17 protein-coding genes are annotated in these 23,714 nt (G+C 47.9%); 6 read left to right on the top strand and 11 right to left on the bottom strand.

Annotation, left to right across the window (positions count from 1 at the left end; genetic code table 11):
* The first annotated feature begins 37 nt into the window (after positions 1-37).
* Positions 38-379, top strand: coding sequence for a DUF488 domain-containing protein (locus HHL17_RS09250; RefSeq protein WP_169224446.1), 342 nt, complete (start codon positions 38-40; stop codon positions 377-379).
* On the opposite strand, the gene HHL17_RS09245 is transcribed toward HHL17_RS09250, so the two are convergent.
* Genes HHL17_RS09245 through HHL17_RS09235 form a run of 3 tightly spaced genes read right to left on the bottom strand, consistent with a single transcriptional unit; the run spans position 380 to position 3,887 of the window.
* Complete coding sequence (locus tag HHL17_RS09245; RefSeq protein ID WP_169224445.1) at positions 380-970, bottom strand: precorrin-2 dehydrogenase/sirohydrochlorin ferrochelatase family protein; 591 nt, start codon at positions 968-970, stop codon at positions 380-382.
* Complete coding sequence (gene cobA / locus HHL17_RS09240) at positions 971-1,747, bottom strand: uroporphyrinogen-III C-methyltransferase (RefSeq protein ID WP_169224444.1); 777 nt, start codon at positions 1,745-1,747, stop codon at positions 971-973.
* Positions 1,748-1,775: 28 nt separating this feature from the next.
* Positions 1,776-3,887 (bottom strand): nitrite reductase, encoded by a 2,112-nt coding sequence (locus HHL17_RS09235; RefSeq protein ID WP_169224443.1) that lies wholly within the window; start codon positions 3,885-3,887, stop codon positions 1,776-1,778.
* A gap of 534 nt (positions 3,888-4,421) precedes the next feature.
* On the opposite strand from HHL17_RS09235, the gene HHL17_RS09230 reads away from it, so the two are divergent.
* The 3 genes from HHL17_RS09230 to HHL17_RS09220 all read left to right on the top strand — a co-directional run bounded on the left by HHL17_RS09230 (position 4,422) and on the right by HHL17_RS09220 (position 6,247).
* On the top strand, positions 4,422-4,628 hold the full coding sequence (locus tag HHL17_RS09230; RefSeq protein WP_169224442.1) for a hypothetical protein: 207 nt from the start codon (positions 4,422-4,424) through the stop codon (positions 4,626-4,628).
* Positions 4,629-4,788: 160 nt separating this feature from the next.
* Positions 4,789-5,451 carry a hexitol phosphatase HxpB gene (gene hxpB / locus HHL17_RS09225; RefSeq protein WP_169224441.1) on the top strand — a complete coding sequence of 221 codons (663 nt, stop codon included), beginning with the start codon at positions 4,789-4,791 and terminating at the stop codon, positions 5,449-5,451.
* A 34-nt stretch (positions 5,452-5,485) separates the two neighbouring features.
* Positions 5,486-6,247, top strand: a complete 762-nt coding sequence (locus HHL17_RS09220; protein ID WP_169224440.1) for a cyclase family protein — start codon at positions 5,486-5,488, stop codon at positions 6,245-6,247.
* Between the two features lie 170 nt (positions 6,248-6,417).
* Here HHL17_RS09220 and rpsA read toward each other — a convergent pair whose 3' ends face one another.
* Positions 6,418-8,313: a 30S ribosomal protein S1 gene (gene rpsA, locus HHL17_RS09215; protein WP_168869769.1), complete on the bottom strand. Its 1,896-nt coding sequence runs from the start codon at positions 8,311-8,313 to the stop codon at positions 6,418-6,420.
* 348 nt (positions 8,314-8,661) lie between these two features.
* Here rpsA and HHL17_RS09210 point away from each other — a divergent pair, with 348 nt between their 5' ends.
* Both HHL17_RS09210 and HHL17_RS09205 read left to right on the top strand, forming a co-directional pair.
* Entirely contained in the window at positions 8,662-9,528 is an 867-nt protein-coding gene (locus tag HHL17_RS09210; protein ID WP_169224439.1) for a rhomboid family intramembrane serine protease, read from the top strand.
* A gap of 34 nt (positions 9,529-9,562) precedes the next feature.
* Positions 9,563-10,786 (top strand): 4-hydroxy-3-methylbut-2-enyl diphosphate reductase, encoded by a 1,224-nt coding sequence (locus tag HHL17_RS09205; protein ID WP_169224438.1) that lies wholly within the window; start codon positions 9,563-9,565, stop codon positions 10,784-10,786.
* Between the two features lie 312 nt (positions 10,787-11,098).
* On the opposite strand, the gene HHL17_RS09200 is transcribed toward HHL17_RS09205, so the two are convergent.
* The 7 genes from HHL17_RS09200 to HHL17_RS09170 form a co-directional block, all read right to left on the bottom strand.
* Positions 11,099-11,866: a LytR/AlgR family response regulator transcription factor gene (locus HHL17_RS09200; protein ID WP_169224437.1), complete on the bottom strand. Its 768-nt coding sequence runs from the start codon at positions 11,864-11,866 to the stop codon at positions 11,099-11,101.
* A 54-nt stretch (positions 11,867-11,920) separates the two neighbouring features.
* Entirely contained in the window at positions 11,921-13,870 is a 1,950-nt protein-coding gene (locus HHL17_RS09195; protein WP_169224436.1) for a tetratricopeptide repeat-containing sensor histidine kinase, read from the bottom strand.
* A gap of 638 nt (positions 13,871-14,508) precedes the next feature.
* A complete protein-coding gene (cmk, locus tag HHL17_RS09190; RefSeq protein WP_169224435.1) occupies positions 14,509-15,198 on the bottom strand; it encodes a (d)CMP kinase in 690 nt (229 codons plus the stop codon).
* Between the two features lie 74 nt (positions 15,199-15,272).
* Positions 15,273-16,850: a T9SS type A sorting domain-containing protein gene (locus HHL17_RS09185; protein WP_169224434.1), complete on the bottom strand. Its 1,578-nt coding sequence runs from the start codon at positions 16,848-16,850 to the stop codon at positions 15,273-15,275.
* Positions 16,851-16,859: 9 nt separating this feature from the next.
* The gene (locus tag HHL17_RS09180) at positions 16,860-18,818 is read right to left on the bottom strand and encodes a hypothetical protein (RefSeq protein ID WP_169224433.1); all 1,959 of its coding nucleotides are present in this window, start codon (positions 18,816-18,818) and stop codon (positions 16,860-16,862) included.
* Positions 18,819-18,916: 98 nt separating this feature from the next.
* Positions 18,917-20,593 (bottom strand): autotransporter outer membrane beta-barrel domain-containing protein, encoded by a 1,677-nt coding sequence (locus tag HHL17_RS09175; RefSeq protein WP_169224432.1) that lies wholly within the window; start codon positions 20,591-20,593, stop codon positions 18,917-18,919.
* 478 nt (positions 20,594-21,071) lie between these two features.
* Positions 21,072-23,606, bottom strand: coding sequence for an ATP-dependent Clp protease ATP-binding subunit (locus tag HHL17_RS09170; RefSeq protein WP_169224431.1), 2,535 nt, complete (start codon positions 23,604-23,606; stop codon positions 21,072-21,074).
* Positions 23,607-23,714: the final 108 nt, after the last annotated feature.

The following is a 23,714-nucleotide window of genomic DNA, read 5'->3' as shown; positions in this document are numbered from 1 at the left end:
CGTAAAACTTTTCCGGCCGTCCGGCCGTTATCAGGATATGATACAGATTAAACGTGTATATGAAGATTTTTCCGAAAGTGACGGATACCGTATCCTGGTAGACCGCCTGTGGCCACGGGGACTGTCCAAAGACAAAGTCCATGTGGACGAATGGTTGAAAGACATTGCACCGAGTGATGCCCTTCGGAAGTGGTTTCATCATGAGGACGGGAAATTTCCGGAGTTCCGTACCCGTTATCTTGCTGAGCTGAAAGAGAAAAAAGAATTGCTGGAAAGTATCCGGCAGCGGGCTAAACATCACCGGGTAACTTTGTTATATGGGGCTAAAGACACTGTCCACAACCAGGCGCAGGTACTGCTGGAGGTGTTGAAGGGTTAATCAGGCGTTTTCGTTTTCCGGTTTCACCAGAACATCCGTGATATGATTGAGCCGTTTCACCTTGGCGGCAAAATCCCCTTTCAGCTTGTCGCGGATGATATGTAATTTATGTAGTACTTCGTCGAGGGTATCGGGGATAGCCTCTTGCAGCACCTGTTTGAGGCGTTTGGCCACCGTGGGTGATTTACCATTGGTAGAGATGGCAATCTTCAGGCTGCCTTTCTGCACAATAGATCCCAGGTAAAAATCACACAATTCCGGTGTATCCGCCACATTGATCAGCACTTTTGCGCCTTTCGCTTTTTCCCAGACAGCATAATTCAGTGCTTTGTCGTTGGTAGCAGCAATAACCAGGTCTTTTCCCAGCAGATCGCCGCAGGAAAAGGGTTTGCGGATAAGCTCCACATTGGGATAATGCCGGGCGACGTCTTCCAGTTCGGGCAGAAAATCCAGCGACACAACAGTGATATTGCTTTCCGCGCAGTTTTGCAGGATAGCATTCGCTTTCTCCAGCCCAATATGGCCACCGCCTACCACGAGGACGTGGAGGCGGTTGAGCTTAAAGAAAACCGGAAATAACTGATTTTCCATTTATACAGCGATTTTAAGTTCTTCGGCTACTTTGGACTGCAGGGTGGCAAAATCTTCATGAAATCGTACTACCTCCCCTACCACAATGATGGCCGGATTGCATAGCTGTTGTGCAGCGGCAATCTCCTGCAGGTCTGCCACACGGCCCATACCGATTTGCTGGTTGGGCAGCGTGCCATTCTGAATAATAGCAGCGGGGGTATTGCCTCTGCCGCTGTTGGCGAAAATACTTGCTATTTCCGCCAGTTTGCTCATGCCCATGAGGATTACCACGGTGGTGTTGGCCTGGATAGCGTATTCGAGGTCACGGGAGAGATTGCCGTTGCGCGTATTACCCGTGATCACCCAAAAACCTTCGCTGACGTTGCGGGCTGTTACCGGGATTTTATTGACACCCGGTACAGAAATAGCACTGGAGATACCCGGTACTACTTCTGCCGTGATGCCAAATTGTTGGGCAAATGCTATTTCCTCCTGACCGCGGCCAAACACGAAAGAGTCGCCGCCTTTGAGCCTTACCACGCTGCCGTAGCTGAGCGCATATTTTACAATCATGCGGTTGATTTCTTCCTGGGAATACACATGCATGCCCGCGCGTTTTCCGACAAAACGGCGGAGACAACCGGCAGGAGCGTAATCCAGCAGTTCATTGCTGGAGAGGGCATCGTAGAGGATTACCTTCGCTTCCTGAATGGCTTTCATTCCTTTCACGGTAATCAGTTCCGGATCGCCAGGACCGGCGCCTACCAATGTGAGTTTCGGTTGTATCTGTTGCATGATGTGTAGTATTAAAAGATGATCAAAATTATGCCTGCGCCGGTTCAGCGGCTTTCTGCCGGTAAGCCTGTGCGGCATTGTAAAAAGACAGGGCCTGCTGGAAGTAGGTTTTAGCAAAACTTTCCGTAGGCTCGTTGCCGTTAATCTGCAATACCTGTGTTTTGAAATCAGTTTCAAAGCTGAATTTGCCTGTCGCCACGAAGTGTTTATCGAAATCGTTGATGATGCCGATCTGGGTGTTGCCGCTTACGGCTTCTCCGAGCAGCAGCGCTTTGGCGCCCTGTACAAAGGAAGAATAAGCATGATAGATACCATCTGCGTAAGCGCCGTTAGTGATCGCAATATTGGCGAGCTCTACTTTTTCTTCCGCTTCGAGCAGCAGGGTGGCCACCAGGTCGATGATAACACCGGCGCACTCGCCCACGCCGATAGCAGTAGCATAGTCTTCCGCCTGGCCCCAGTCGATATAATCTGCGGGGGTTATGGTGCTCAGATCTGCCAGTGGTTTCAGCAGTTCATAGAAATATTTCTCACCCTGACGGTCATAATATTCATTGAACAGTTCATTTTCCGTGCCGTTGATTTCGTAATCGTGCAGGAGGCTGCGCAATACATCAGGGCCGCGGCGGCTGGGCACTTTAATCACTTTATCGGCTACACGGCCTACGCCGTCGCCAACGATACCGCCACCCAGCAGTACCTGAAGGGCTGGCAATACTTTACCGGCGCTCTTCATGGACGAGCCATGGAAACCAATACTGGCGATACCATGCTGGCCGCAGGAATTCATACAGCCGCTGATTTTTATTTTGATGTCTTTGTTGTAGATCAGGTCGGGGAATTCGTCGGTGATAACGGACTCCAGTACTTTAGCGATGCCTGTGCTGTTGGAGATACCAAGGTTGCAGGTATCAGTGCCGGGGCAGGCGGTGATGTCCGCGATGCTGTCGAATCCTGGTTCAGCGAAGCCGGCCGCTTCCAGTGCGCTGTACACATAAGGCAGGTGTTCCGGCAGGATGAATTTCAGCAGCAGACCCTGATTGGCGGTCACTCTTACATCATCCGCAACGACCGGGCGCAGGGCTTCTATCAGCTGGCGGCTGACAGCAGAGCCGATATTGCCCAGCGTGATTTTCACATAAGCGCCGTAGTAACCTTTTTGTTTTTGTTCAAACACGTTGGTCTTTCTCCACGCTTCGTATTTCACCGGATTTTTGATCTCCCAGGCAGGTACTTCACCAATCACCGGTGGGGTGGTTTGAAGCCATGCGTCGGCATCTACCGGCACGCTTTTCACCTTCACCGCTTTGTATTCTTCTTTCACCAGGCGCTCAAATTCCTCCATGCCTATTTTCTGGATGAGGAACTTCATGCGGGCCTTGTTTCGACTGGTCCTTTCGCCGTAGCGGTCGAACACGCGCAATACGTTTTCGATATAGGGAATGAGCAGGTCTGTTTCCAGAAACTCATATACCGGTTTGGCCAGGAAGGGCTGTGCGCCCAAACCACCGCCTACCAGTACTTTGAAGCCGCGCACTTCTTTACCGTCGATGATTTTTATTTTGGGGATCATGCCGAAGTCGTGCATGAAAGCCCAGGCAGTATCTTTTTCAGAAGAGGAAAAAGCGATTTTTATTTTACGGCCCATCTCCTGGCTGACAGGGTTGCGCAGGAAATAGCGGAACGTAGCGTCTGCGTAGGGAGTGATATCAAATGGTTCCTCCGGGTCTATGCCAGCACGGTCAGAGGCCGTGATGTTGCGGACGGTGTTGCCGCAGGCCTCGCGGATGGTGATTTCATCCTGTTCCAGTGTATGCCACAGTTCGGGCGTTCTGTCGAGGCTTACGTAGTGTATCTGTACATCCTGACGGGTGGTCAGGTGCAGGTTGCTGGTAGCATATTCGTCGGATACTTCTGTGATGCGTTTCCACTGTTGCAGTGTCATCTTGCCATAAGGCAATTTGATGCGCACCATTTGCACACCGGGCTGACGCTGACCATACACCCCTCTCGCCAGGCGAAGGCTACGGAATTTCTCGTCCGTGATAGCCCCTTCGCGGAACAGGCGGATCTTCTTCTCCAGGTCGATGATATCCTGTTGTACTATGGGATTTTCAAGTTCTGTTCTGAAGCTTTGCATATAACGTATTTTCAGGTGGTGGTAAAAATCGCTGGTATTGGTTGTAAAAAAGCCTCCGCTGTCTGCGGAGGCTGTCGTATAACTGAGATTAGTATTATTAACTTATCTGTGTTGCATACTACACGCGTTCCGCTGCTGCTATCATGCAACAACAATTATAGTGGCCCTTCATCACCTTCCGTATTCTATTACCCATATTCCCTATAATTTTAGTAGAGTAATACAAAGATAGAAATGCCACCCGTCTTTCCAAAAATTTTTTTGAGGGGGAAATGAGGGGAGATCAAAAGGCGGGAACGCATAGAAATGGGGAAAATCAGTCTTTATAAATTAATAATCAATAAGATAGACTTTGCAGGTTTTTTGTTCGTCATAACCTCCGCTTATCGGGTATAACATTTTGTTATGGGAAAAGGTGCGGGGACGGCGATTCCGGCCATATTGCGTGTCACCGCGAAAATCACATTAAAATAAATCATTATTTTTGATCATTAACTCCCGTTACCCTCATTGTTCATCTAAATAATGTAACCTATGAAAGACACTAGAAAATCAGCTTCCCGATGGATTGCGGCCAGTTATATATTGGCTATCCTGCCCTTGTTACTTTTAACCATCGTATTCACATTCGCCGGTGCTATGCCCGGAGCGACCGGCATCTCCCGGCAGGAGCTGGCTCATGGCATCGTTCAGGTATTGATAGCCGTCACCGTGGGACTTGCCGGAGTGATAGTCCGCTGATAACACATTTCCCGCTAAAGCCGTTCTTCATTTAACGGCTTTGTGTTTTCCCTCCAGATCCGCTCCCCTGCCGTCTTTCATTGACAAACGCTCCATTTCGCCGCAAGAATTCAGCGGTGGTCATCTTCCCGTTATTATCTTTGCGGCGTAAAATGGAATTATGATCAATACGGTAATATTTGATATGGATGGCCTCCTGGTAGACTCAGAGCCATTGTGGGGCATAGCGATGAGAGAGGTTTTTGCAACGGTAGGCGTTATGCTCTCCCCTGAGCTGACACACAAAACCACCGGGCTTCGTACCCGCGAAGTGGTCAGCTACTGGCACAGCTATTTCAAATGGGAGGGTAAGAGCACCGAACAGGTGACCAATGAAATCATTGACAGCGTGACAGCTAAAATCATCGCGGAAGGTAAGGCGATGGAAGGTCTTCAGTATATATTGGAGTTTTTCAAAGCGAAAGATTTTAAAATGGGCCTGGCCTCTTCTTCCCCGCTGCGGCTGATTGAAGCGGTACTGGCGCATTTGCATATCCGGGAATATTTTCAGGCGGTGTATTCCGCAGAATTTGAAGACTACGGAAAACCGCATCCGGCGGTATACCTGGCCTGCGCCAGGGCGCTCAACAGTGATCCGCTGGACTGTATCGCTTTTGAAGATTCCGTTACCGGTATGACAGCCGCCAAGGCAGCGCGGATGACCACGGTGGTAGTACCTGAACCGCATAACCGGCACGACCCGCGTTATGCACTGGCCAATATGCAGTTGGATTCCCTGCTGGATTTCAACGACCAGCGGTTGGCCCTGCTCATGCAACACTAAATCTGTTCATCATATCAACCCCTTGTTATTACTCATGAAAATCATTGACCTGTCTAAGACGATCGAATACAATAAGCAGGACCCCTGGTTTATGCGTATCCGTATCAAACACAAAGCGCACCGGCAAAGCCGTTCGCTGATCCGTTTTTTCCTGGGCCTGCCGGCGAAGCTGTTCCCCAAAGGCTTTGAAGGCTGGGCAGACGACAAGATCGTGAGTATGGGCGTACATGCCGCCACACATATTGATGCCCCGTGGCATTACGCGCCGGAAGTCAACGGTCAGCCTGCCAAAACCATCGACCAGATACCACTGGAGTGGTGCTATGGCGACGGCGTGGTGATCAACATGACCCACAAAGCGGATTTTGAGGAAATAACGCTGGCGGATATACGGGAAAATCTGCAGCAGACAGGGGCGGTTATTCAGCCGGGCACCATTGTATTGATTTATACGGGGCGCGACCAGTACATTGGTACCCGTGAGTACCCGATGCGGGGCACCGGTATGAGCGCGGAAGCCACTCATTGGCTGATAGACCAGGGCGTGAAAGTAATGGGTATTGATCAGTGGGGATTTGATCTTCCGCTGAAATATATGGTACAAAAAGCCAAAGCAGAAGGGAAGGATGACTATTTCTGGCAGGCACACCTGGTAGGTCAGCAGAAAGAATACTGCCATATGGAGCAGCTGGTGAACCTTGGTGCGTTGCCGCCACATGGCTTTAAAGTGGCTGTTTTCCCGCTGAAGATCAAAGGCGCCAGTGCGGCACCTGCGCGGGTAGTCGCCATGATTTAGTTATTTTTTTATTTTGATATTTAGATATTTAAAATGCAGCGAAGATTTACCCAGATAACAGGTGATCTCCGCTGCATTTTAAATATCTAAATAAAAAAATAACTAAATACCAAATAAGAAACCCGTTCTGATTGCTCAGAACGGGTTTCTTTTATTTGCCAAAACGGATCTTATTGTGCGCTTTTTTCTTCGCCACCTTCAGATTGTTTCAGTTTTTCTCTCAGTTCAGCTAAAGCACCCAGGTCACCTAAAGTAGCTTTTTCTACTTTACCCTGAATGTTTTTCACTGCTTTACGGGTTTTGTCAGCTTCAGCTCTTTTCTCTTTAACAACAGCTTCTTTTTCTTCAGCCTGTGCTTTTTCCCATACTCTGGTGTGAGAAACCAAGATACGTTTTTCGCTGCGATCGAATTCGATGATCATGAATTCTTTCACGTCTTCAACGTTGATTGGTTTTTCGTCTTCTGTTCTCAGGTGACGGGCAGGAGCGTAAGCTTCCAGGCCGTATTGCAGTTGAACAGTAGCACCTTTCTCATCTTTCTTCACAACAGTACCTTCGTGTACGGAGTTGATCGGGAAGATAGTTTCGAAAGTGTTCCAAGGATCTTCTTCGATCTGTTTGTGACCGAGGCTGAGTTTGCGGTTTTCTTTATCAATACCCAGGATTACTACATCTATTTCGTTACCTACTTTAGTGTATTCAGATGGGTGGTTGAAACGTTTGATCCAGCTCAGGTCGGAGATGTGGATCATGCCACCGATACCAGTTTCCAGTTCAACGAACACACCGTAAGGAGTGATGTTTTTAACGATGCCTTTGTGACGGCTGTCAACCGGGAATTTAGTTTCGATAGTAGACCATGGATCTTCTGTCAGTTGTTTGATAGACAGAGACATTTTGCGTTCTTCTTTGCTCAGGGTAACTACCACTGCTTCGTATTCTTCGCCTAATTTGAAGAATTCTTTAGCGTTGATAGGAGTAGAAGCCCAGGAGATTTCAGAAACGTGTACCAGACCTTCTACGCCCGGCATGATTTCCAGGAATGCACCGTAGTCTTCGATGTTAACCACTTTACCTTTAACTTTAGCACCTTCGGTGATAGTAGCTGGTAAAGTATCCCACGGATGCGGAGTGAGTTGTTTGTAGCCCAGGCTTATGCGACGTTTTTCGTCGTCGAAGTCCAGTACAACCACGTTGATTTTCTGGTCCATCTGGAGCACTTCGCTCGGATGGGAGATACGGCCCCAGGAGATGTCTGTGATGTACAGCAGACCGTCCAGACCGCCCAGGTCGATGAACGCACCAAAGTCGGTGATATTCTTGATGGTACCTTCCAATACCTGGCCTTTTTCCAGTTTGGAGATGATATCCACTCTTTGTTGTTCGATATCGCTTTCGATCAGCGCTTTGTGGGAAACTACGGCGTTGCGGATGGTTTCGTTTACTTTCACCACTTTGAACTCCATAGTTTTGCCTACAAACTGGTCGTAGTCGGTAACCGGTTTCACGTCGATCTGAGAACCTGGCAGGAATGTTTCCATACCGTAAACGTCCACGATCAAGCCGCCTTTGGTTTTGCTGGTAACAGTACCAGTAACCACTTCGCCTGTTTTGTAAACTTCCACGATTTTTTCCCATGCACGTTTCTGGCGAGCCTGTTTACGGCTGAGGTGCAGGTTACCATCGCGGTCTTCTTTTTCTACTACCAGCACTTCCACTTCGTCACCGATTTTCAGACCCGGTAAGTCACGGAATTCGTTCAGGGAGATCAAACCGTCGGATTTGAAGCCGATGTTGATCACCACGTCAGTGTTGGTAATACCTACTACAGTACCGCTCAACAGGGTGTTTTCTTCAAACACTTTGAAGGTGCTGTCGTAAGTCTGATCGTACTTTTCTTTTTCTTCTTTGCTGTAGGAAGAAACGTTACGTTTGTCCACGCTCCAATCGAAATCGTCGTGGGCAGTTGCTACTACAGGAGCCTTTTTTGTCGCAGTTTCTGCCGCAGCTGCCTGCGGAGCCTGTTGCTCTGCGTTTTGTTCGTTAATAATGTTGTTTTCGCTCATAAAAAATTGAAATTTTAAATCCGGAATACCCGAACTCCCTGTTTTATGGGACGGCAAAAATACGAAAAATTACCCGTTTAACCTCATTTTTCCGGAAGAAATCACCTCTCCGGCCCCTCATTTAACGTTCTTTTCGGATATTTTTAAATCATATTTGAATTTAAAACACTACATAGGCAGGATTCCGGTTATTTTTTACGGCCCACTGTCAACCAGAATAGCAAAAATTTGTTATCTAATTAGTGTCCAATTGATAATTTTCCGCAGTAAAAAAAGTTAAATTTCATCAACTGAAAATCTGCCCTGTAAAGGGTTTTAAATCCCGGATTTTTATTTTAATTTGTGTATATGAACGGGACCTCATTTCAATCGGATATTCGCTTTTGGCTCAGACAAGGCAACACGGTCAATCATTTGCTTATCTGGAACATTGTCATTTTTATCGGGATCAACCTGTTGTATCTCATTTCTCCTAATACCGCATTTGCATGGACATTTGACCAGCTGACCCTTCATTCCCTGCCCGGCACTTTTATCAGAAAACCCTGGGGACTGATCACCTACATGTTTACCCACGTAGAGATCTTCCACGTCTTTTTTAATATGCTGAACCTCTACTGGTTCGGAAATCTTTTCCGTGGCTTTTTGGGCAACAAACGCGTGCTGCCGCTCTATCTGATGGGGGGTATCACCGGTGCGGCATTGTACATGCTGTCTTACAATCTCCTGTTCCCTGGTATGCCTTCCACGATGATTGGGGCTTCCGCCTCGGTGATGTGCATGCTGGTAGCCTGTGCTACCCTGATGCCCAATTATGAGATCGGGCTGTTGTTTTTTGGCAACGTTAAACTGAAATGGCTGGCCCTCGCCCTGATCGTATTGGGTGTTATATCCATCCCACGGGGCAACCTTGGTGGCATCATCGCCCACATGGGCGGCGCCCTCTTCGGCTTCGTCTATATCCGTGCACTGCAAAGCGGTACTGACCTCTGCAAACCACTGATCTGGCTCTTTGACGCCGAAACCCGGCGGGAAAACAAACGGGTACAGGCAAGGTCCAAACCTAAAAAATCACCGCTGAAAGTGGTGAAAAAACCGGATGACAACAACCAGTTGCGCCTGGACCAGCTGCTCGACAAAATCAATGAAAAAGGCTATAACAGCCTCAGCGCAGAAGAAAAAGCCTGGTTGGATAAAGTGAGCAAAGAAAACTGATTACCTTTGCCTTTCAATTTTCGCCCTTTTACGCATGAAAACTTTTAATGTTCCGGTCATATATCGCAGTCCGCTGATCAGCGCCATCAAAAACCAACGCAAGCAGCAGGACCGCATGAAAAAGGACTTCACGCCTACCACGCTTGATTTTGGTCCGTTGAAAATATTGCTCGCGCGCCACTTCGGTTTTTGTTACGGTGTGGAAAACGCGATCGAGATCGCTTTTAAAACCGTAGACGAAAATCCGGGCAAGCGTATATTCCTCCTCAGCGAAATGATCCACAACCCACATGTCAACAATGACCTGCTGGAACGGGGCGTACAGTTTATCATGGACACCGCCGGCAATCAGCTGGTGCCCTGGGAAACCCTGCAATCCGATGATATCGTGATCATTCCTGCCTTCGGTACGACCATCGAAACAGAAAATAAACTCTCCTCCCTCGGCATTGAACCGCTGCAATACAATACCACCTGCCCTTTTGTGGAAAGAGTATGGAACAAGGCGGAACAAATCGGGAAAAAAGCCTATACCGTGATCGTTCACGGCAAACCCAAACACGAAGAAACACGGGCCACTTTCTCCCATAGCCAGTCCAATACCCCGACCGTGGTGGTAAAAGACATGGCAGAAACAGAGAAACTGGCACGCTACATCACCGGTGAAACACCGGCCGAAACCTTCTACGAAGAGTTCAAAGGCCAGTATTCACAGGGCTTTGACGTTACCAAAGACCTGCAACGTATAGGTGTGGTGAACCAGACCACCATGCTGGCCACCGAAACACAGGCCATCGCTGATTATATCCGCCAGGTGATCGTAGCACATTACGGCCTCACTGAGGCTAATACAGGCGAACGTTTTGCCGATACCCGCGACACCCTCTGTTATGCCACCAATGACAACCAAAGCGCCGTTATCGGCATGCTGGAAGAAGCGGCCGATCTGGCCATCGTGGTAGGCGGCTATAACAGCTCCAATACCTCCCACCTGGTAGAACTGTGTGAAGAGAAACTGCCTACTTACTTTATCAGCGCACCAGAGCAAATGCACAATGCCAACCAGGTTGACCACTGGAATTTCCATCATAAGCAAGAAATCCACAGTAATACTTTTTTACCTGAAAAAACACAGGTAACTATCCTGCTAACGAGTGGCGCGTCCTGCCCTGATGCTTTGGTGGAAGGAGTCATCCGCCGGTTATTGTCCTTTTACGGGCTGGAGCACAAAGCAGATGAATTGGCGATAGCTGATTAATAAAGCTCATCTGTAATAAGATTATTCAGAAAGTTTTCATAACAAAAAAGACACCAGAAGGTGTCTTTTTTCTTTGGGGCTAATCACGCTAGTAATGCAGAGAATAAAATTTATATATAGCGCTAAAATTGAAATCGTAATTCAAAAGTAAATCTTCCTGAAAAGGCATACAACAGCCATTTATTATCTGGTAGTTTATTGACCATAAGTGGCATAAAAAAGCCTAAAATCGGAAAGCATTTTTTGCTCAAAACGGAAAGCAATCGTTTTCCATGGAAGCCGCTTCCTTACCGGACATACGCCCCGGAGCGGTTAAAACTGCATGGCCCGTTTCAGGAAATCTGCCTTGCGGCGTCTGGACACTTCCACCTGCGCACCATCGCTCATCAGTGCAAAGCCGCCTTCCCCCTGGATATACGACTGCATCTGTTGCAGGTTGATCAGGTGAGAATTGTGAACCCGGAAGAAATCCACATCTGCCAGTAGTTCTTCAAACTCTTTCAACGGCCGGGACACCATCAGGTTCTTTTTATCTGTAAAAAAAATACGGGTGTAGTTGCCGGTAGATTCACAACGTACGATGTTCTGTACCGGCATAAACACCAGTCCATTGATCGTAGGCAGGGCAATTTTTTTGTGTGATTGCTGCAGGGTTTTCATGTTTTGCAGGAACACATCCATCGGTGAAAGGCTGTTGGTGTCTTTCTGACGCTGTTGTTGTTTTTCCCTGCATTTGTCGAGGGCATCCTGCAATTCCTTTACACTGAAAGGTTTGAGGAGATAATCCAGCGCATTGAATTTGATGGCCTTGAGGGCGTACTGTTCATAGGCAGTGGTAAAGATGACATCAAACCCGATCTTTTCAAACTGTTTCAGTAACTCAAAACCGTTCTGATGAGGCATTTCCACATCCAGAAAAACCAGGTCCGGGTGAAGTTCATCCACCAGTTCCTTTGCTTCTTTTACTCCTTTGGCTGATCCGATCACCTCTACTCCCGGGCACTTCCTGACTAACATGGTTTGCAAGGCATCAATACAATGTTGCTCATCATCTACGATGATAGCTCTTATGTCGCTCATGCTGTGGTAGGTTTAGCGGCACGGCCAGTGGCCGTCCGTTTTTTTTATTTTATGCTAAAATATGAATTCGGCCGGTAAAATAATAGTCACCATGGTACCAGCTGGTTGCCCGGCGGTATTTTCCAGGTCGGTAACCATTACTCTTGCCTCCTTATTATTGATTTTCCGGATAAGATCAATCCTTCCTTCGGTAACTTTCATGCCAACGGAATTATGCCCCTTCCCTTTCTTTTCCTTTATCTCCATCGCTTTCTGCCGGCCGATGCCGTTGTCGGTGATGGTACATACCAGGCTTCTGTCTTTTAATACAATATCAACATCGAGCCGGCCTTTGTCGTCATGTTTATGCACCAGACCATGCCAGATGGCATTTTCTACGTAAGGTTGCAGGATCATGGGGGGTATCAGCACTTCCTCGTCATTGATATCAGTGCCTATACGGATATTATATTCAAAGATGCCATTACAACGAAGGGATTCCAGATCGAGATAAAGCCGGAGGGACTCCAGTTCCTTGTTAAGCGTCACAAACGTATGCTGTGTATTATCGAGGATAAGGCGCATCAGACGCGAGAACTTGGTCAGGTAGTCAGAGGCCTCCTCCTGGTTATTACTCCAGATATAGCGGTGTATAGAACTAAGGGAGTTAAAGATAAAATGCGGATTCATCTGGGAGCGCAATGACTTCAGTTCCAGCAGGAGGGTTTGTTTGTTGGCCTCCAGGTTACGGTGACGGATATAGAAAAAACCACCTATGATGGCCATGAGCAGAAAACCTGCCAGCGCGAAGATGAACACCACATTCCGTTTGGTCTTCAGTTCACCCACTGTCTTATCGTGCTCCAGTGTTTTGATCTGATTGTCTTTCCGGTCCACCTCATAGATCGTCTGCATCTGTTTTAGCGCCATGGCAGATTTTTCGTTGAGGATACTGTCTTTATACAACAGGGACTTGTCGGCCGCATCCAGCGAGCGCCGGAAGTCGCCACTGGCCTTATAATCAGCAGCCAGTGCCTTATAGGCTTCTATCAGCATGGATTTAAAGTTCCAGAAGATGCTGAGGTCTATGGACTGCTGCATGTACTTACGGGCTTCGTCGTGTTTATTTTGTGCGCTAAGGAGCTTGCCGATATTGAGGTAACTTTCTGCCACGTGGATTTTATCATCTACCTTGCCATTTACCACGAGGGCTTTCTGGAGGAATTCCATAGCGGTGGCGTAGTCCTTTTTCTCTTTATAGGCGGCTCCGAGAGCGTTGTAACATATAGCCATTCCCGTAGGATTGTCTATTTTCTGGTTTACCACCAGGGAGCGATGATAATATTGAATGGCGAGGTCCAGTTTGTTCTGTCCCTGGTAGGCATATCCCAGGTTACCGAGGTTAATGGCCACGCCGAGGTCATTATGGCTATCACCTTCCAGTTTCAGTGCCCGATCGAAATGGCGGACGGCGTCTTCAAAGTTCTCGGCCGTTAGTTGGATATTACCGATGCTGTTGGTGGCCACGCAGATATTACGGGTATCGTTGATTTTTTCCGCCAGCTGCAATGCGCGCAGGTGATAGTCGAAGGCCTGTTGGAGTTTATCCTGACGGCGGCAGTCTACCCCGGTATTATTGAACGACAGGCACATCATCAGGGTATCATTGGCATCTTCCGCGTATTTGATCGCTTTCTCGTGGTAATCTTCCGCCACGAGGTACTGTGATTTGTTTCTTTTGGCGGTGCCCAGTTCATTATAGAGGAGGGCCAGGCTGCGGGCAGAGTGCAGTTTATGCGCCAATGGAAGGGCTTCCTGCCAGAACTGGTTTTCCGACTTATGATTATCGAAGTATCGGCCGTATTGTTTACCGGCCCTGATCAGCGACGACACTTTGGCGGTATCGTTGGGTAATTTCCGGATGGAGTCCAGGGTGTGATAAATCCGCAGGGAATCCTGCGCATCAGCGGCCCAACAGACTCCTACCAGGAGCAAGCCTAAAAAACACAATATTTTAATAGACATTAGCTGAACAGTGTGACCACGCAATTTAAGAAGAATTACGAATTACAAACGATGAATTACTGATTACGGATTGTTTTAGGGATAAATATCCCGAACTACCTGTCATAAGGTGCTTAAAAAAAGCGAAAGGGCGAAAGAATTCGCCCCTTCTTCCTATTAACCGAATACACCTACTGAAAATATGGAACGGCCATGGCAAGCCATGCCATCCCACATTTCTCTTTATGCCAGACAGGGCGTTAAAAGGCCATGCCGGGCGGAATTTATTTATAGTCAAGTTCAATAATCGGTTAATAGCAAAGGTTTTGTGGATATAGTTTACAAATAAGACTTTCATAAAGACAGTTATATCTTTTACGCTTCAGCGCTCACAATTTCAATGGTTGTCTTACTGCATGTTTATGCGGGCAGGCATCAGCCGGTCGCATAAAACATTGCCCACATTCAATACCTTGGCAATATTTCAGGTCAGATAAGGTTAAAGCATGGAAAACCCCGTCAGTTGGTGACATAGTTTTGCATACAAGTAAATAGCAGGAAATTCTTCAGGATGTGGAAAATTATTGGGATAGCCCGCTGGTGGTTAGGCAGGGACAAGGCAAATGTATAAAACACTTTTAATAAAAGAAAATATTATTTCATGAAGTGTGGGCCAATGTGGCATCTTCCACCCATTGCATCACGAGGTCCATCTGATCTTCCCGGCTTAACTGGCTGTTATCCAGTATTATAGCATCATCCGCTTTACGAAGCGGGCTGATTTCGCGGTTAGCATCGATATAGTCTCTCAGTTCCAGATTTTCTTTTACTTCTTCTATGGAGATGTTTTTATTTTTCTCGTAGAGTTCTCTGAAGCGGCGTTCCACCCGGATAGCGATATCCGCGGTCATGAAGATTTTAAGTTCAGCATGCGGGAATACGACTGTTCCGATATCCCGGCCATCCATCACGATGCCTTTGCGGGCGCCCATTTTTTTCTGCTGGGCCACGGCAAAATCGCGTACCTCTTTAACGGCTGCTACTTCACTTACTTTTTCTGCCACGAGCATTTCGCGGATCATGTGTTCCACGTTTTCTCCGTTGAGATGCATTTCGCTGGCTCCGGACTTCGGGTTATATTCAAACTCGAGGTGTATGTCTGCTAACGCAACTACTACAGCCGGCTGGGAAGCCCAGTCCACGCGGTTTTGCAGGAAATAAAGTGTGATAGCACGATACATGGCGCCACTGTCTATATAGACATAGTCCAGCTTCATAGCCAGTTGTTTTGCCAACGTACTTTTGCCACAAGAAGAGTAGCCATCTATCGTGATGATGATTTTTTTCAACCTTATTTATTTAAACCGCCTACAGAGATAACCCCACAAAATTGAGGGAATTATGCGAAAAAAGCAAAACAAACCTACGGTATCACCATCACTTTGCAGGTGTACGCTACTTTCTGGGTGTCTTTATGATAGAGCACCATGAAGTAGGTACCGGCAGGCAGGTCGCTCACGCTCAGGTCATTATCCTGGCGTACGTCATACTCGCGCATCACCTGGCTCCAGGTATCGCGGAGCTGCATCATCAGCGGGCCTCTTATGCCACGGATACGTACTTTGAACTTGCCATTGTTCGGGTTGGGGAATACATCGATCTGTACAAACGGTGGCACAGCGCGGATTTCGGAATATACTTCCTTGCCATTGCGGGAAACGGCTTTGATACGGTAGTAGGTCCAGCCGTCGTAATCGTTGAGGTCCTGCAACGTATAACTCAATGGCACGTTGCTGTTGCCATTGAGTGCTTTGGTAGGTACAGTGGCTATACGGGAAAACGTTTCTTCCCTTTCATAGCGGCGTTCCACTTCAAACAGCAGGTTGTTGACCTCGCGGCTGGTGGTCCAGTCGAGCTGCACCATAAGCGGTGCTATGCGATACGCTTCAAAGCTGAGGAAAATAGCAGGTTTAGCTTTGCTGATCAGCGTTGTTTTGGTGAAGTATTCATTGTTGCCAAGACCGGTAAAAACGCGCATGTGCATCGTTGCCAGTGTAGCGAGGCCGTTAGTGGTGAGTGTACCGGGCTTGGGCAGCGTAGCCAGATAAGGTACCTGGTCCCATACGCCGCCGGTAAAACGGGTAATATAGCTGCTGTCGCGTGCCGTAGCATAAGCCGGTAGTTCATCGCTATCCATGTGTTGCAGGATAACGGTCGCATCGCCGCCGGAGCCGGCGCGGGTGATCTGCCAGGTTTTGTTGACAAAGCTGTCAGGGTAAGCGCGGCCGCTGATAGCGAGGCTGTACACACTGTCATATGCGCGGACACTGAATATATCTGTAGCGCCGTCCAGCAGGATCGCTGCCGGCGAATAATTGTTGATGGTAGTGCCCACGGGGAAGACTACTTTATTGGCCGCATCGTTGATGCCAGCACGGTAGAGCGCGCCACCAGCCACGCCGGTGCCGTTCACTACAAAACTTTGATCACTGTAACCTGTGATAGTGCCGGGATTGTTTTCGCCGACGAGGAGGTTCCAGCCGTTGAGGAAAATATGTCCGTCTGTAAAATGCAGGTTGTTCCTGATTTTGAGATCGCTGAGGTCATCGAGGAGCAGTCCTGCGCTGTTGTTGATTTCGAGGTTGGGGAAACTACATCCCTGCCGGGTGGCGAGGCTGTAATTCCCGAACACCAGCTGCCGGCCAACATTGCCGTACAGCGGGTTCTGGCCCATGAAGAGAAATTTGCCACCGATGCCGGAGCGGCCGTCGGCACTTTCATCAGGCAACGTAGCAGCGTTGCCGTTAGTCCATTTTTTACTGAGGAAATACAGGGTAGCCGAAGGATTGGAGCCCAGGATACCGTTATTGGTAAGATCTGAAAAAACGCCTGAGTTACCGGACAGCCATACGGAAGCACCATCAGGGATGAAGACACCCTGTTGCGCGAAACCAATCTCCGCTAACAGCAATAACACGATAACTGATAAGGCTTTTTTCATCAATACTGTTTACTGGATAATAACCACGTTGTAGGTTCCTGAAGGATTGAGACCATTGCCACCACCAATATTTGCAAAAGCCACATTAATATAGTTGGTGGCAGAAACTCTTACCCAGGATATAACCAATCCTAATGAGAGGTCAGCAACCGGACTTAAGATAACCGTATCTCCCACCTTTACCCCTGAAAGAGGAATGTTGCTAACGATCCTCGAAGCATTATTGTTGATATTGCCTGAAGTGATGTTTACCTGTGTTTCGATAATGTTATTCAGCGTAGAGCCGTTGGTACCCAGTTTAAAAGTCCCTCTGACATCGAGTTTAGCGGCCGGCGCACTGCCATTCGTGTTGATCCCAAGTCCATTTCGGTCAATTCGTATCAGTTCAGTATAGGTGTTCGTGGCGTGGTACCAGCTTTTGAAAACAAAAGGTTCATCACCATCGTCTCCGACGATAAAGTCGAAGCCGCCGTTGTTAGCGGAGCCGGTAGCGCCGAATTCAAAGAGGTCTGTTCCTGCTGAACTGCCTTTCATACGGAAGTTGCCATCAGCGTCTACATAGAATATTGGTTTGTAGAAAGAGGCGCCTGGTGCTTCAAATTGCATAGCAGACCGAACGTATGTAATCGGCTGATCGGGGTCAGTATATTTGGAATCTACTAATCCTACAGTCTGGCGGCGACCAAATTCGAGGAAAGAGGTAGCATTTGATTTAATGACCATTGCCCTGTCATCATTGGTACCCAGAAAAGACCCTGCAGCGATACCGGTATTACCAGTTACGAGCCAGTTATTCGCTAGTGGGTTCAGGGTCACGATCACATCACCATTGTTGTTGAGCGTTAATACTTTTGAGTTGGGAGCACCGGGTGTAACAGTGGCCAGGTTGGACAGACGCAAACCGGAAGTGAAAACAGTTTCACCCAAGCCGGCAGCCTGACCAGTTATTTCCAATTTGTTTTTAGGGGCAGCAGTACCCAGGCCCAGTGCAGTTTTGGTATTGTCCCAGAAGAACTGGCCGTTATTTTCGGCGACAGCCTTGGTTGCATCAATAAACGGAACCGAACCGGCAGTAAGACTGTTTAAAGTAAGTTTTGACGCCAGTGTTGCGGTAGCAGCCACTACGCCTCCTCCTACCCTTACATCCCTTCCGATGTCTCCATAGCCATCAATGTTGAAGTTGGCGGCAGTTTGCAAGGCGGTGCCGTTATTGATGAAGTTACCGGTAGCACCAGTCGGCGCTTTAGGTTCCCACTGGGTACCATTAAAAGTCAGCACCTGGTTGAGCGCTGGTGCTGTGGTAGCCACGGGTACGGACGACAGTTTGTTGGCATTCCAGATGGCTGAGCCATTATCAGCGTCGATGGTAAAGGAAGGATTTGTATTCAGGTTTTTAGTAGCCGTGGTAGTGGCTTTCATGCCCGTGCCGGCAGTCAGGGTGAGTTGACTGGCATTTGGCAGATAAAAGGAAGCATAGTCCCCTGCGGCTGGCGCAATGTTTCCGGTGGCATCCGGAATGCGGGTGTTGAAGGTCAGTACTCCGGTGTTGCTGATAACGCCGGTGGCGGCATTGATATTAATTCCATTACCAGCGGAGAAGGCAGCTCTTGCCCTGGCCTGCGTAAAATACAGGTTGGTAGCGCCTTCAGTAATATTATCCGTTGTAATGGATGAGAAGTCGGCCAGCTTTTTCCATGCACCATTTGTTTTGATGTAGAGACATTTTTCTCCCGGATCGGTTACATACACAAACATACCGTCGGTAGCACTGAACAAAGCTCCACCGGTGCTGATGGCACTTTTAGGCACCCTGTTCAGTAACAGTCCCTGGCTATCGCTGTTCAGTTCCAGCAATGCTTCCTTTTTGAGCAGTGTTGGCTGAAGCCCCAGTTTCATTTGTTGTGCAGCGGTCCGGACAGAAAACAGGAGTCCCAGACCCAGTACGGGTAAATATCTTAAAACAGTCATCTTCATAAATTAATTACATGGAAATCGGCAGGGCCGGCAAAAGGCAGATAACGTTCAGGACTATACGCATATAAACGTATAGTCCTGAACGTTACTTCTTAGTGTCTGATGATAAACCAGTTGGCACCGTCAGATTGCAGGGTTACGAAAGTCCAGTCATTATAGATGAAGTAGTCTGTACCATCTTCAATGTTTTCACTGCTTGAAGTAACAATCTTTAAGGATTTAGCCAGTGTACCGCCAATTTTTTTAACGGTGATCACTCTTCCTTTTCTGTTAACCGCAGATAACAGGGTTACAGTAAGATCGCCGCTGGCGCAGTTCATGAGGATCGTGTTGTCGTTATCCGTCATGGTATAGTTAGCGTTCTGCGTAACGATGTTGAGAGACAGGGAGCCGGCTACCTGGAGGGTAGAATTGGCGGCCACGGTCGTGTCACCTACGATTACTTTTGTGCGAACAGCCAGGTCATCGTTGAATTTTTTAGCGCCTTTGAAAGTCTGACCAATGTTGGTTACCAGACCTCTGTCGGCTGCGAGGGAAGCAGAAGGAACGTGGAGGGTGAGCGTGTTGGCCGCAGCATCTTCAGCATAGTGTACATCCGGACCATCGGTACCGTTTGTAAACGTTCTGAAAGCAGCAGTAGGCAATGTCCTTTTAATCACCTCTCCGGCTGTTCCCAGCATCAGCACGTCTGTATTAGCGTTTGTACCAGTAGCTACGCTGCCGAGGGTCACTTTGCCTTTCAGTTCGGTGGTAGTACCTACCTGTAAGGATTTACCGATAACCGCGTCATCTTTCAGGTTGGAAGTACCGTTAACGGTCAGGCCGGAACTGATAGTACCGCCGTTTTCCACGGTGATGCTGCCTTTGAAGGTTTTATTACCGCCGATGTTCTGAGCAGTGGCCGTCAGTGCACCGGGATTGGTTTCGTCAGCCGCATGGAGAGACAGGTACGGAATGTTCATCGCGTCTGTACTGATACTCAGACCAGATCCTGTAGAAGTTGGATTGAAGGTACCTATTACCAAAGCTTTAGCAGCTTTATCGAGGCGTAACCAGTCAGCTTGCGTAAGCAAACCTAAAGGTCTGTTTCCATCCTGCTTTTCGATGGTCAGTTTGTGATCACCGCTGGTAGCATTACCGGTAGAAGTAAAAAAATAATCAGTGCCGCCAGCAGTTGTAAGTGTCTGAGCAGCGCCTGTCTGACCGTTGAGAGAGTTGATCGCAGACGTGAAGGCTGTCTCGCTGATTTTACGGGAAGACACCTTTCCGCTGGTAGGATCTACCAGCAGTACATCTACACCGGCAGTTATCACGTCCAGTTTTTTCAGGAAAGCATAACCATTGTCAATGATCAAACCTTCCACACCTTGTCCTTTCAATACCAATGGCACGCTGCCTGCGTTGGTACCGATGAAGTTACCGGCTACCGCGTCGTTGCCGGTGAGTTTCCAGTTAGCAGTAGCATCTTTATCGTTCGCCATCTTCTCCCAGGCGCCGTTTCTTCTGATATAAAGCCCCCTTTGAGTAACATCGGTAGACTCTAAATAAACGATCATACCATCCGGAGGGGTCAGACCGTCGATACCGGTAAAAGAGGTGAGACGTGGGAGCAGGAGACCTTGTTTGTCAGATTCCAGTTCCAGTACGGAAGCTTTATTGATTTTAGTTGGATGATCACCTACTTTGAGCTGAGCGTAGGTGTCTGCTGCCAACAAGGTAAGGCTTCCCAGTAAAATACCGCGGAATGCGACTTGTAAAGATTTAGTCATTGGTATAAGGATAAATAGTTAAAATGATCTTCCAGTAGGCCGCGCATGGGAGCGGCCTCTATCGTTGTGTATTCAGTTATAAGGAAGTCAGAATAAAGATATAGACAAAATTATAATATGTACAAGAGTCCGATGTATATCCTATTCTCATACAAAAAATAATAGAGATAGATATTATTTTATATGACAAAGGTATGTATTACAAATTTTTCAAAAATGACATTATTATGCTATATTTTATATTTTAATAAAATTTCTTATACCTGATTTTTGTGCATGGCAAGGGCTTTACTAACGATTTCCAAAGGCAGGCGGAGCAAGGAAAAGCGCTATCTGCCCTTAACTTATCTTGAAAGGTAGCGGGTTAACATATTCATGTTAGAAAAGGGTGATTGCGCCAAAAGGGATTTTAGGGGAATAAAAAAACGGCCGCCTGTAGAAGGCGGCCGTTTGTGGATAATTATATGCGTTGATTTACTTACGCTTCAGATTTTTCTGATTTGCTTTTAGAAGAGTTGTTCTTCAGTGTGAACACCAGTTTCTGGTTTTCCTTGTCGAGGTCAGCGACCAGGATATCGCCATCATGGATGTTCATATTGAGGATTTCTTCTGCCAGCGGGTCTTCCAGGTATTTCTGGATGGCCCTGTGGAGCGGTCTTGCGCCGAACTGCTGGTCGTAGCCTTTGTCTGCCAGGAAGCCTTTTGCCTCGTCTGTCAGTTCCAGGCTGAAGCCCAGGTTGTTGAGGCGTTTGAGCACGCTCTTCATGGTGATATCGATGATGGTATAGATGTGTTCTTTGCCCAGAGAGTTAAAGATGATCACATCATCGATCCTGTTAAGGAATTCCGGAGAGAAGGTCCGTTTCAGTGCTTTTTCGATCACTGATTTGGTGTTTTCCTCTTCGCTCATAGCCTTTGCAGAGGTGGTGAAACCTACGCCGGCACCGAAGTCTTTCAACTGGCGGGCGCCGATGTTGGAGGTCATGATGATGAGGGTATTTTTGAAGTCCACCTTACGGCCGAGGCCATCAGTGAGGATACCGTCATCGAGCACCTGCAGCAGGAGGTTATAGATATCCGGGTGTGCTTTTTCGATTTCATCGAGGAGGATCACGGAGTAAGGTTTGCGGCGTACTTTTTCAGTCAGCTGGCCACCTTCTTCATAACCCACATAACCCGGAGGCGCGCCAATGAGGCGGCTTACAGAGAATTTCTCCATGTATTCGCTCATATCGATACGGATGAGGGCTTCATCGGAGTCGAACATGTAGCGGGCCAGGGATTTGGCCAGTTCGGTTTTACCTACGCCGGTTGGGCCGAGGAAGATAAAGGTACCGATTGGCTTTTTCGGGTCTTTCAGGCCTACGCGGTTACGCTGGATGGCTTTCGTGACTTTGCTGATAGCATCGTCTTGTCCCACCACGGCGCCTTTGAGGTCTTCGCCCATACGGCGGAGTTTCTCAGTTTCGGCCTGTACCATCCTTTTAACAGGGATGCCGGTCATCATGCTCACTACTTCCGCGATAGCTTCTTCATCGATCGGGTAGCGTTTATGTTTCACTTCTTCTTCCCACATGGCTTTAGCGCGTTCCAGGTCTTCACCCAGTTTCTTTTCAGTATCGCGCAGTGCAGCGGCTTCTTCGAAGCGTTGGCTTTTAACGACTTTATTTTTCTCCTGTTTGATATCTTCTATCTGTTTTTCCAGATCGAGGATATTTTGCGGCACATTGATATTTTTGAGGTGAACGCGGGCGCCCACTTCATCGAGCACGTCGATGGCCTTGTCGGGCAGCAGACGGTCGGTCATGTAGCGATCGCTCAGTTTCACGCAGGCATCGATAGCAGCGTCGGAGTAGCTTACGTTATGGTATTCTTCATAACGGGGCTTGATGTTGTTAAGGATCTGTATGGTTTCATCCACGCTGGGTGGTTCTACCATTACTTTCTGGAAACGGCGGTCCAGTGCGCCGTCTTTTTCGATATACATGCGGTATTCGTCCAGGGTGGAAGCGCCGATGCATTGGAGCTCGCCTCTTGCGAGGGCAGGCTTAAAGATGTTGGAGGCGTCCAGCGAACCGGAAGCGCCGCCGGCGCCTACGATGGTATGAATTTCATCGATGAACAGGATAACGTCCCTGTTTTTTTCGAGTTCGTTCATGATAGCTTTCATCCTTTCCTCGAACTGGCCGCGGTATTTAGTACCGGCTACCAGTGCAGCGAGGTCGAGGCTTACCACGCGTTTGTCGAACAGTACGCGGGACACTTTACGCTGCACGATGCGCAGTGCGAGGCCTTCCACGATGGCTGTTTTACCCACGCCGGGTTCACCGATCAGGATGGGATTGTTCTTTTTACGGCGGGACAGGATCTGCGAAACGCGTTCAATTTCCTGCTCGCGACCAACTATCGGGTCCAGGCTGCCGCTTTCAGCGAGCTTGGTGATGTCTCTACCAAAGTTATCCAGTACGGGTGTTTTGGATTTGGTGTTGGTCTGTTTGGCTTTCGATGCAAAACTCTTCCGTTCGTCTTCAAACTCTTCTTCACCCGGATCGTCGAATTCGGATTTAGGGTCGGCAGATTTTACAAAGCCCAGTTCGTTTTTAAAAGTATCGTAATCCACGTCAAATTGTTGTAAGATTTGAGTACAAACGTTTTCCTTGTTCTTGAGTATGGAAAGCATGAGGTGTTCGGTTTCCACTGTGGCGCTTTTCAGCGCTTTTGCTTCGAGTACCGTTACCCGGATGACTTTCTCAGCCTGTCTGGTGAGGGGTAGACTGTTAATGTTGGCAATATTCTTTCCAGTCTTATCTTTAACAGCTAATTCTACTTCTTTACGTAATTCGTATAGGTCTACGTTTAAAGCCTGCAGAATCTTTACGGCCGTGCCTTCGCCTTCCCGGATAATACCTAACAGCAGGTGTTCAGTACCGATGAAATCATTCCCCAGGCGTAAAGCTTCCTCTCTGCTGAACGAAATGATCTCCTTAACTTGCGGTGAAAAATTCTGGTCCATTGTGAGAATATTAAATGATCAAAAACCCTTACGGGGGCTTGCTTATACAATAATAACGAATAATTCTGAACTTAGATTATCACGCTATTTACTTTAGATGAAGTTATT

Source organism: Chitinophaga fulva (assembly GCF_012927205.1).
Classification (GTDB): Bacteria; Bacteroidota; Bacteroidia; order Chitinophagales; family Chitinophagaceae; genus Chitinophaga; species Chitinophaga fulva.
The sequence above is the reverse complement of the archived record's forward strand: the minus strand, read 5'-3'. Positions and strand labels throughout refer to the sequence as shown.